This window comes from Anaeroplasma bactoclasticum, from assembly GCF_003550015.1.
Taxonomy (GTDB): Bacteria; Bacillota_I; Bacilli_A; order Acholeplasmatales; family Anaeroplasmataceae; genus Anaeroplasma; species Anaeroplasma bactoclasticum.
Genome location: NZ_QXEV01000046.1, coordinates 1 through 9929 on the forward strand (window position 1 = coordinate 1; position 9929 = coordinate 9929).

General features: G+C 32.4%; 10 protein-coding genes. All 10 read left to right on the forward strand.

Annotated elements, in window-relative coordinates:
- On the forward strand, positions 1 to 208 hold a 208-nt coding region (locus EI71_RS10425; protein WP_211321110.1), incomplete at its 5' end, for a hypothetical protein.
- A 171-nt stretch (positions 209 to 379) separates the two neighbouring features.
- Positions 380 to 796 (forward strand): bis(5'-nucleosyl)-tetraphosphatase, encoded by a 417-nt coding sequence (locus EI71_RS09765; protein ID WP_119017037.1) that lies wholly within the window; start codon positions 380 to 382, stop codon positions 794 to 796.
- A gap of 2 nt (positions 797 to 798) precedes the next feature.
- Positions 799 to 1617: a PHP domain-containing protein gene (locus tag EI71_RS09770; protein WP_119017038.1), complete on the forward strand. Its 819-nt coding sequence runs from the start codon at positions 799 to 801 to the stop codon at positions 1615 to 1617.
- A gap of 12 nt (positions 1618 to 1629) precedes the next feature.
- Positions 1630 to 2265, forward strand: coding sequence for a ribosome biogenesis GTP-binding protein YihA/YsxC (yihA, locus tag EI71_RS09775; protein ID WP_119017039.1), 636 nt, complete (start codon positions 1630 to 1632; stop codon positions 2263 to 2265).
- An 84-nt stretch (positions 2266 to 2349) separates the two neighbouring features.
- Complete coding sequence (locus tag EI71_RS09780) at positions 2350 to 3288, forward strand: hypothetical protein (protein ID WP_119017040.1); 939 nt, start codon at positions 2350 to 2352, stop codon at positions 3286 to 3288.
- A gap of 135 nt (positions 3289 to 3423) precedes the next feature.
- Positions 3424 to 4815, forward strand: a complete 1392-nt coding sequence (locus EI71_RS09785) for a glycine--tRNA ligase (protein ID WP_425453582.1) — start codon at positions 3424 to 3426, stop codon at positions 4813 to 4815.
- 22 nt (positions 4816 to 4837) lie between these two features.
- Positions 4838 to 6700: a DNA primase gene (gene dnaG / locus EI71_RS09790; RefSeq protein ID WP_162849951.1), complete on the forward strand. Its 1863-nt coding sequence runs from the start codon at positions 4838 to 4840 to the stop codon at positions 6698 to 6700.
- A gap of 2 nt (positions 6701 to 6702) precedes the next feature.
- The gene (rpoD, locus tag EI71_RS09795) at positions 6703 to 7890 is read left to right on the forward strand and encodes an RNA polymerase sigma factor RpoD (protein WP_119017043.1); all 1188 of its coding nucleotides are present in this window, start codon (positions 6703 to 6705) and stop codon (positions 7888 to 7890) included.
- Positions 7890 to 8537 carry a tRNA (adenine(22)-N(1))-methyltransferase gene (locus tag EI71_RS09800; protein ID WP_119017044.1) on the forward strand — a complete coding sequence of 216 codons (648 nt, stop codon included), beginning with the start codon at positions 7890 to 7892 and terminating at the stop codon, positions 8535 to 8537. The genes rpoD and EI71_RS09800 overlap by 1 nt, the downstream gene beginning before the upstream one ends.
- Positions 8538 to 8611: 74 nt before the next feature.
- Positions 8612 to 9553 carry a DHH family phosphoesterase gene (locus EI71_RS09805; protein ID WP_119017045.1) on the forward strand — a complete coding sequence of 314 codons (942 nt, stop codon included), beginning with the start codon at positions 8612 to 8614 and terminating at the stop codon, positions 9551 to 9553.
- Positions 9554 to 9929 lie beyond the last annotated feature (376 nt).

A 9929-nucleotide genomic window follows, 5' to 3' on the forward strand; every position in this document is an offset into this window, starting at 1 on the left:
AAATATGAAGGCTGTAGGAAAAGCAATAAGAAAAATCAAAAAACAAATAAGAGAAAAGGTACTATTTTGGTTATATAGAATAAGCGATGGAATAAAAGGGGTTATTTCATTTTTTAGCAAGGACTTAATTTCAATAATTTACCCTAAAAGAAATAAGCGAAGACGAGATTTGTGGACTGTAATGGGGGTCAGATTTGACATCTCCTAAAATTGACAAAATTTCGTATGAATTTAAAAATGGGGAAACTCAAATATAAATCTATATTATTTCTTTAAAAATCGTTTCTTATATGCTATAATGAAAACAAGTTTTTAAAGAAAAAAGATATGAAACATATCCTTTTTCGGATGTGTTTTTTTCTTTTAGTGGGTGTTAATTATGAAAAGAGAATTTTCCTGTGGTGCTATCCTTTACACCAAGAACAAGGAAGGAAAAAGAGAGTACGTACTCATAATGGAGGCCAATGGCTCTTATGGATTCCCAAAGGGTCATAAGAAAAGTGGAGAGACAGATTTAGATTGTGCCTTAAGAGAAATTAAAGAAGAAACAGGTCTAACTCCTACAATTCTTCCAGATATGAAAAGAACAATTCATTACTCTATGCCAAATGGTAATTTTAAAGAGGTTACTTATTTTGTAGGTAAATATGATGATCAGGAATTAATTCCTGAGGATTCCAATATTTTAGCTGCAAAGAAGTTTACCTTAGATGCAGCCTTATCCTTAATTAAATATCCTCAGGTTAAGGATATATTAGTTGAAATAGACTATATGCTAGATATAAAGGGTGAATAGTTATGAAAATAGATCTTCATAACCATACCATTCATTCGGATGGTATTTTAACATCAGAGGAGCTTGTAAAAAGAGCTGTTTTAAACCATGTGGATATTTTTGCACTAACGGATCACGATAGTGTTTTTGGTGATGATGAAATAGAAGAAATTGCAAAAAAATATGGCGTAAGAGTTATCAAAGGATTAGAACTTTCTACTTATTATAAGGGAGAAAGTGTACATGTAGTATGCTTATTTAAGAATAATATTATTCCACAATCTATGTGGGATTTTTCTCGTAATTTAAAAGAAAAAAGAAGAAAAAGAGCTATTGATATGATGAATAAAATTCATGATATCTATGGCTTAAATATCGATTTAGATGAGCTTTTAAAGGGTGAGGTTATCACAAGAGCGAATATGCTAAATAATATTGCAAAATGTAATAATTTACCTAGAGAAGAGGCTGCAAAATATATTAGAAATGATTCTAAAGCTTATATTCCATCTACAAAAATGTCTACAGAGGATGGTGTAAAGCTTGCAAGAGAAGCTGGTTGTGTTGTTATATTCGCCCATCCATGCTTAATTAAGAATCAGGATTATGTAGAAGAAATATTAAAATATGGCTTTGATGGTATAGAAGTTAGATATCCATCAGAAAAAAATGATGAAGAAAAGTTTATTGAGTTAGCTAAAAAGTGGAATTTACTTATTAGTGCTGGATCGGATTGCCATAGAGGGGCAGAGGCAGATGGCGACCATGGGGATATTGGGACATGCACATTAAATGAAATTGAATTCGAGCCTATTGCTAGATTACTTTATTTTGAAATTTAAGGAGGATTTATTATGTTAATAAAACAAGCAGAATTTATTAAATCTGCCGTAGATAAGAATTCACTTCCTCCTGAGGATAGAATTGAATTCATGTTTTGTGGTAGATCTAATGTAGGAAAATCTTCCTTTATCAATATGCTATGCAACAACCATAAGCTTGCAAGGACATCATCTAACCCAGGTAAAACTCAAACTCTTAATTTCTTTGAAATTAATCATGAGTTTTACTTTGTAGATGTACCAGGCTATGGTTATGCAAGAGTATCAAAATCTATAAAAGAAACATTTGGTAAAATGATTGAAGAATATGTTACAACAAGAAAGTCATTAAAGATGGTATTCTTACTTGTTGATTTCCGTCATAAGCCAAGTGAAGATGATTGCTTAATGTTTAATTTCTTAAAGTATCATAACCTACCTGTAACAGTTATCGCAACAAAATCGGATAAGATTAAAAATAGCGAAAGAAAGAAATGTAAGGAAGTTATTCTAAATACTTTAGAATTAAAGGAAGATGATAAATTAATTATCACTTCTAGTGAGAAAAAGGAAGGCTTAGGATTAGTATTATCTACCCTAGATTCTGTAATAGAAAAATATCCTGAATATCCAATAAAAATGGATTTTGATGATGTTGAAGAGGTATAGACAATTCTTATGAATTGTCTTTTTTCTCTTTTAAAATTAGTTATCAAGTGATACAATATAAAAGAATTTTTTAGGAGATATTATATGGAAAATATTACATGTGTTGGTGATTTAAGCAATAAAATAATGGAAAATATTGAAGGAGAATGGAGTACTTATTTTTTTAAAGCATCCAATAGAAAATATAAAGTAAAGAAGCTTAATATTTTAGATGAGGCTGTTAAAGGAATAAGATATGAAGCTATAGAAAAATATAATGAGAAGCTAAATGCTTCCTTAGGATTAGTAGAATATGGGTCTTTTGATGATACTCATATGCTAAAGGCCTTATCCTTAAAGGATGAATCTATAGAGCTAATGTATGAATTATTTATCTCAACTATCTTAGGTACAAATCCTAAAACTACGGATATAGAAACTCCTTTATTAGATAGAGATGCTGATGGCTATATTATGATGAAAAATCTAGAAGAAGAGGGGAATATTCCTTTAATTTTAGGCTTTAAAAATAAGCCTGTAGCCAAAAGAAAAGCTAAAGTATTTCAAGAGTTTGAAGAAGGTTATTTAGAGGTAAATAGTGATTCTTTTATAACTTTTTCTGATAAGATTGATTTTATTATTTATGGGGATACTTTATATTCTTTGGATTATAAATTTGAAAAGATATTCTTTGTTGGAGATTTTAATCGTTTAAAGGTTTTAAATATTTTAGAGAATATTGAAAAAACAGGAAGAATTACTCCTTCTGGAATGTTTAGCTTAAGGAATTCAAAATTAAAAAGACAAATGTTAAAATATGATAGCGAAACATTTAATTTAATTACAGAAAAGAATATAGATATTTTGAATAATTATGGAGATTTTAATCTAAATGGGAATCAATTAGCATTTGAAGGAGACTTTAATGCTAAAATTATGATCAAGCTATTTACCAATCGTTTATTCTTTTCTGATGGAAAGGCTTGGGTAGGCAAAAAAGAAGAGCTTGAAAAGCCAATTGAAGAAGTAAAATTTGAAGATTAATTTAAGAATTACTGGTGTATTTAAAAATATGCCAGTTTTTTTAATTTTGAACACCATCTTTTAGATGGTATTCATTGACTATATTGAAAAAATTTGTTAAAATTAGAAAATGGATATTGTTTTGTGTGGAGGATTATTATGCAAAAGATTACATTAGAAGAATTAGTTGCTTTCTTAAAGGAGCAGGGCTTCGTTTTTCAGGGCTCTGAGATTTATGGCGGTTTAGCAAACGCTTGGGATTACGGTCCTTTAGGAGTAGAACTTAAGAATAATATTAAGCAGGCTTGGTGGAGCAAGTTTGTAAAGCAAAATAGATACAATGTTGGTTTAGATGCTGCTATTTTGATGAACAAGGAAGTATGGGTTGCATCTGGTCACATTGGTTCATTTTCTGACCCACTTGTAGATTGTAAGAAGTGTCATTCAAGATATAGAGCAGATAAGCTAATTGAGGATTTCACTCATGGTGAGATTACAGGAGATGGTATGTCTAATGAGGATTTAACAAAGTTCTTATTAGATAATCAGATTAAGTGCCCTACTTGTGGTGCATTAGATTATACAGATATTCGTCAGTTTAACTTAATGTTTAAAACACATATGGGTGTAATTGAGGATGCTAAAACTGAGGTTTATTTAAGACCTGAAACAGCACAGGGTATCTTTGTTAACTTCAAGAACATTCAAAGAACAACAAGAAGAAAGCTACCATTTGGTGTAGGTCAAATTGGTAAATCTTTCCGTAATGAAATTACTCCAGGTAACTTCATCTTTAGAACAAGAGAATTCGAACAGATGGAGCTTGAATTCTTCTGTAAGCCAGGAACTGAAATTGATTGGTTCAATTACTGGAGAAGCTACTGTATGGATTTCTTAAAGATGATTGGTGTTGATGGAGATAAACTAAGATTTAGAGATCATGAAAAGGAAGAGTTATCTTTCTATTCTAACGCAACAACAGATATCGAATTTGATTTCCCATGGGGATTTGGTGAGCTTTGGGGTATTGCATCTCGTACAAGCTACGATTTAAATGCACATCAGAATCATTCTGGTGAGAATTTAGAATATCTAGATCCTGAAACAAATCAGAAGTATATTCCATATGTTGTTGAACCATCTGTTGGTGTTGAGCGTATGCTACTTTCTGTTTTATTCAGTGCATACGATGTAGAAGACTTATCTAAGGATGGTAAGAGTGATTCTAGAGTTGTATTAAGATTACATCCAGCACTAGCACCATATAAGGTTGCTGTATTACCTTTACGTAAGAATGTTCATTCCGATAAGGCAAATGAAGTATTTGATAGATTATCTCCTTATTTTGCATGTACATATGATGAAACAGCAAACATTGGTAAGAGATATAGAAGACAGGATGCAGTAGGTACTCCATTCTGTATTACTATTGATGATACAACACTTGAAAACGATACTGTAACAGTAAGAGACCGTGATACTATGGAACAGATTACTTTACCAGTAGATGAAGTTATCGCATACGTTGAAGGAAAAATTAAATTATAAAAATTTTTAGGGAGGTTTTATCTTGCAGAATAATAATTATGACGAAGCAGAGAAAATTATAAATGCTACAGATATCGTTGCTTTAGTTTCTAAGTATGTCAAATTAGAGAAGCAAGGTAAAAACTATAAAGGCTTATGTCCATTTCATAATGAGGATACCCCATCCTTTGTGGTTTCCCCAGAAAAGAACGTAGCCCATTGCTTTGGCTGTGGAGGAGGAGGAAACCCTGTAAAATTCTTAATGCAAATTGAAAATATCGATTATAAAGAAGCAATAAGAAGATTAGCCGAATTTAATGGAATGGAATTTAAGGGTGGCTATAGAGAAAAAAAGGCTGACCCAAAAGAAAAATATTATAAAATTATGGCCGTTGCCAATGAGTTCTATCAAATGTATTTAGAAAATTCCCCTGAAGGTGCTGAGGCTAAAAAATATTTGTATGATAGAGGCTTAACGGACATTGATATAAAAGAATTTGGTATAGGTTTATCTCCAAAAATTGGAGATACGCTATATCAGGTTTTAAAAGAATCAGACTTCTTAGAATTAGATATTGCAGATGTAAGCTTAGTAGATAAGAATATCAATGGATATCATGATATCTTTGCAGAAAGAATTATGTTTCCTATTTGTGATAGAGATGGTAAGCCAATTGCATTTTCTGCAAGAATTTATAATTCTATAGATAAAAACCAGCCGAAATATATAAATTCTAGAGAATCTAAAATTTTCCATAAGGGAGAAACACTTTATAATTTCCATTTAGCGAAAGCTTATATGAGAAAGAAAAAAAGAGTTATCCTTCATGAAGGGCAAATGGACGTAATTGCAACTTATAGAGCTGGCTTAAAGGAAGTAATTTGTACTATGGGAGTTGGAATTAATGACTCCTTAGTAAAAATAATTAAAAAAGAGGTTTCTGAGGTTATCATTTGTTATGATAGTGATAAAGCTGGAATTGAAGCCTCAAGAAAGGCTATAAGGCTATTTAGAAATAATGGCTTCCAAATCCATTTAGTTTTAATGGAGGGAGCAAAAGACCCAGATGAATATATCAAAAAATATGGTAAGGAAGCTTATATTGATTTCTTTGAAAGTCATTTAATGGATTCCAATCAATATTTATTTGAAACATCCATTAGGGGTAAGAATCTTAAGGATTCTAATATTAAAGAAGAAGTTACAAATGAAGTATTTGAGCTAATTCAAGGAATGCAAGCTAGAACCGAAATGGAAGATTACTTAAGACGCTTTGCAACAATACTTGATACTTCACTTGAAGCTTTAAAGCTTGATTTTGATACATATTGTAATAATCATGCAATACCAAAGGCTATAGATATGTATCCTAATGTACCACAATATGAAATTCCAACAGAAGGATTTTATAATCCATATCCTGAAGAGGTTTTAGAGCCTAAAGAGGTAAAAAAAAATAAATGGAATTCACTTTGTGAGCTTAGATTATTTATGTATGCCAAATCAAGTAAGGCATTAGCACTTGAAATCAATCAAAGGATAGATAGTTGCTTACAAGCTTTATCCATAAATTCACAAAGATTATGGTTTAAACTTATTGATGAGTTTTATGTTAACTTTGATGAATTTGATGAAGCAAAATTCATCAATATGCTACAGGAAAACGAAGATGTAAATTATTATTTGGATATGCTTGAAACCCTAAGAGGAGATGTTGTTCCATATAATGAAGAGGATATGAATCTTTGTATTGAAAAGTTAAAGCAAATTGGAATTGATAAAGATCAAAAGGCAATTCAGCAAAGAATTATATCTAGTTTAGATGTAGCAGAGCAATCGAGATTGATTGATGAAAAATTTAGAAAAAAGCGTACGAAGGAATCGCTTAAAAATAGGAGGAAATAGTTATGGATTTTGAAGCAGCAGTAAAGGAGCTTACAGAGCTTGCAAAAAGTAATCAGAATGTATTAACACAGGCTGATTTAACAAAGTATTGTGCACTTGATAGTGCAGATTACGACAAGCTTTTTAATGCTTTATGTGAAGAATTTGAAATTCAAGAGCCAGATGAAAATGAGGAGGATCTTGAGGAATCAGCAGAACCAAATTTAGCTGACGTTGAGGAAATTGATATTTCTACATATGACCAGCTTCCTGCTAATTTGAAGGTTGATGACCCAGTACGTATGTACTTAAAGGAAATTGGTAAGATTCCTCTATTAACAATTGAAGAGGAAACTAACCTTGCGAATGACGTCATTTTAGGACGTAGTGCAAAAGAAGAATTAGAGAAAATTGAAAATGATGACCAAAATACTGTTCCTATTGAGGAATATGAAAGATTACAAGAAATCTCTGAAAAGGCTGATTTAGCTAAGGATAAGCTTGTTAATGCAAACCTTAGATTAGTAGTATCTATTGCAAAAAGATACTTATCTAGAGGCTTACAGTTCTTAGATTTAATCCAAGAAGGTAATATGGGATTAATTAAGGCTGTAGATAAGTTTGATCCATCTAAGGGATTTAAGTTCTCTACATATGCAACTTGGTGGATTCGTCAGGCAATTACTAGAGCAGTAGCTGACCAGGCAAGAACTATTCGTATTCCAGTTCATATGGTTGAAACTATCAATAAATTAGTTCGTGTTCAAAGACAGTTAGTGCAAGAGCTAAGCCGTGAACCAACTCCAGAAGAGGTTGCAGAGAAGATGGAAATCTCTGTAGAAAAGGTTCAGCAGATTCAGCGTATTGCACAAGAGCCAATTTCATTAGAGTCTCCAGTAGGTGAGGAAGAGGATTCCTCCTTAGGTGATTTCATTTCTGACCCACATGCACTTGACCCATATGAGTATACAGCTAAGATGAAGCTTCGTGAGGAGCTTGATGCTGTACTTGCTACACTAACAGAGCGTGAAGAAAGAGTATTACGCCTACGCTTTGGTTTAATTGATGGTAGACAAAGAACTCTAGAAGAGGTTGGTAAGGAATTCAACGTTACACGTGAGCGTATTCGTCAGATTGAAGCAAAGGCATTAAGAAAGCTTAAGCATCCTTCTCGCAGCAAGAAGCTTAAGGATTTCATGATTAAGCACTAATGGAAAGAATAACATTACTTGCATCTTTATGTAAAGATAGCGAGTGTGTATGTGATGTAGGCTGTGATCATGCCTATGTCTTAACTAAGGCACTCCTTGATTTTGGCTGTAAAAGAGGAATTGCGTCCGATATTAATGTTGGACCACTTTCTGCTGCGAAAGAAAACATCAAGGCAAAGGGCCTAGAGGATAGAATTGATATTGTTTTATCCGATGGATTTAAAGAAATTAATCTCCCATTTGATACTGCAGTAGTTGCAGGAATGGGTGGAAATTTAATTAAGGATATCTTAAGTCAATCCTTATCAAAAATTAAAGGAAAAAGATTAATCCTAGAAGCAAATAATGATCAGCCTGTCGTAAGAAAATTTCTTATGGATAATGGCTTTATGATTTCTGATGAATTTGCAATAAGTGAAAATGGTAAATATTATGAAATTATAGTTGCAGAAAAAGGCGATATTTCTTATACAGAAACAGAACTTAGGTTTGGACCTATCTTACTTAAGAAAAAGCCAGAAGCATTTGTATCCTACTATAATAGAAAAATAGGATTATTAATGACTGTGATTAATTCTACTATGGACCAGTTTAAAAAGATGCAAAAACAAAAAGAAATCAACGATATTATGGCTGCAATAAAATAAGTCCGAAAATTCTTCGGACTTTTCCTTTTCATTCTAATTCATCTATGATATAATCAATCTCCTGAGGTGTTAAAATGGAAGTAAAACAGTTATTTGAAGATATTAAAAATTATAATACTATAATTATACATAGACATACAAGACCAGACCTAGACGCACTTGGAAGCCAGCTTGGTCTTAAAAAAATCATTGAAGCTAATTATCCATCTAAGAAGGTATTTGCGGTTGGTGATTCAACTCAAAAATATGCCTTCATTGGAGATATGGATATTGTATCTGATGATTTATATAAAGGTGCACTTGTAATTATTGTAGATGTAGCTGTATCTTATATGATATCGGATGAAAGATATAAGCTTGCTGATAAAGTATGGGTAATTGACCACCATAAGAATGATTGTGATGTATCAGAAAACTGGTTATGCGATACAACTCGTGTTGCGGCAGCAGAATATATTACATATTTAGTTTTAGAAGAAGGCTTAACCATTCCTAAAGAAGCTGCAACATGCCTATTTGGTGGAATCATTACAGATTCTGGTAGATTCTTATATGGATCTAAGGTATCGAATACATTAAGAGTTGCAGCATCCTTAATTGATTTGGGTGCTGATTCTAAATATATATATGATAATATTTATATAGAAACATTAGCCGAAAGAGAAATGAAGAATTATTTTGCAAGTAAAATTCAAATGAGAGATGGCGTTGCATGGCTTGTAAATAAAGGCGATGTATTTGATAAGTTCCACTGTGAATTTAATGATGTTTCTAGAGGTATGCTATCATTAATGGTAGGCATAGAAGAAATCAAAATTTGGTGCAATTTCACTTATGATAAGGAATCTGACACAGTAAAATGTGAATTCAGAAGTAGAGGAATTGAAATTGTAGAAATTGCCAAGGCACTTGGTGGTGGAGGACATGCGAATGCATGTGGTGCAACCATTAAATCCTTTGACCAAGTAGATTCTATTATTGATTCTTTTGTAAAATTATTAAAAGAAAATAATTAGTTTAGAAAGCTCTATTCATATAGGGCTTTTTAATTTGTGTGCCGGGCATGGCACTAATCTTACTGGTGAAAGTCCAGTCACGGGTATTTACCGCCAAGTGTAGCGAACCTCAAGCCGTTAGGAGTAATCCTATGGGTGAAGGAAGAGGTGTAGCAAAATCCTTGAGCCTACGAACAGAAACTTGATGAGGCTAAATGGTAAGTGGATAAGGTTGCAAAGCAAACTGAAGTCCTAATGGTAAACGTAAAACCAAAACAGTAAATCAAGAGGTTGTGGGATGAAAGATTAGTGAATTACCCCGGGAGGCCCTAACGCGTATTATATACGTGCGATAAAAAGCGAATAGTTAGGGAGTCAGCTGAGGTCGTAGTAGGTG